Genomic DNA, 1,229 nt, shown 5'->3' with positions numbered 1-1,229 from the left:
GCGGAAAGGTCGCCATGCCCACATTTGCGTCCGAGGGTCCACGGCTGGACGAGATCCTGTCGTCCGCCGACCGGGACTCCCGGTACGACATCCTGTCGGCGGGTCCGCCCGTGATCCGCGGACGCCACTTCGGTGGCGTCGAGCTCTGGCTGGTCACCGGATACGACGAGGTCGTCACGGTGCTCACCGATCCTCGCTTCAGCAACGACCTCAGTCGGCAGGACAGCGTTCCCCTGCCCGGCGCGAACCTGCCTGAAGACCTGCGTACGGCCCTGACCTCGACCCTCGCCGCCTACGATCCGCCGGACCACACCCGGCTGCGCAGACTGGTGTCCCACGCCTTCACCCCTAGTCGGATACAGCGACTCGGACCACGTGTTGAGCAGGTCGTGGACGACCTGCTCACGGGGCTCGCCGATCACGTCGACGCCGACGGCACAGTGGATCTGATGGAGCACTTCGCCCATCAGCTCCCCATCCTGGTCATCGGTGAACTGCTGGGAGTACCCTCCGGCGACCAGCAGCGGTGGCGCTCGTCGGCCGAAGGACTCACCAGCGGCGACCCGGCGAGGATCGTGGCAGATGCCCGGGAGCTGATCGCCTACATGACGGGAGCGATCGCCGTACGACGCAGCGAACGGTGGGACGGGGACGACCTGCTCACCGCGCTCGTCCGGGCCAGAGACGACGGCGACCGGTTCTCCGAGGGAGAACTCGTCTCCATGGCGCTGAGCATTCTGATCGCCGGACACCGCACCACCGCTCATCTGGTCAGGACCATGGCGGTACTGGTCCTGACAGGAGCCGTGCGGTGCTCGGACCCGGCCGGCGTCCCCGCGCTCGTCGAGGAGATCCTGCGCCGCCACGGGTCCGCGGAGGTGGGCACCCTGCGCATCGCACGCGAGCCGGTGGAACTGGGCGGAGCGACCATCGCGCCGGGAGACCTCGTCCAAGTGGTCCTGGCGACCGCCAACCGCGATCACCGCCGGTTTGGCGAACCAGGCGTCATCGACTCCGCCCGGCGGGACAACGCGCACTTGGCGTTCGGCCACGGAATGCACTACTGCCTGGGAGCCGCGCTCGCCAGGAGCATGGCCCACGCGGCGCTGGCCGGACTGCTGCGGTCTGCGTCGGCCATGACGCCGTCACGGAGTCCGGCGCTCGTGATCACAGATCCGTCCTCGGCTGTGCTGTCCGTACGGCTGGGCCAGCCCGTGTGACCGTTCGAT

1 protein-coding gene is annotated in these 1,229 nt (G+C 68.8%); it reads left to right on the top strand.

All coding sequences use genetic code 11. The annotated features are described in order from the left end of the window. Positions 1-14 precede the first annotated feature (14 nt). A complete protein-coding gene (locus tag OG711_RS01610) occupies positions 15-1,220 on the top strand; it encodes a cytochrome P450 (RefSeq protein ID WP_178391108.1) in 1,206 nt (401 codons plus the stop codon). Positions 1,221-1,229: the final 9 nt, after the last annotated feature.

Origin of the sequence: Streptomyces uncialis (assembly GCF_036250755.1) — a bacterium.
Lineage (GTDB): Bacteria > Actinomycetota > Actinomycetes > Streptomycetales > Streptomycetaceae > Streptomyces > Streptomyces uncialis.
The sequence above is the reverse complement of the archived record's forward strand: the minus strand, read 5'-3'. Positions and strand labels throughout refer to the sequence as shown.

Excerpts from the sequence above, each read along its gene's own strand:
- OG711_RS01610 (WP_178391108.1), top strand. The coding sequence starts at position 15 with ATGCCCACATTTGCGTCCGAGGGTCCACGGCTGGACGAGATCCTGTCG.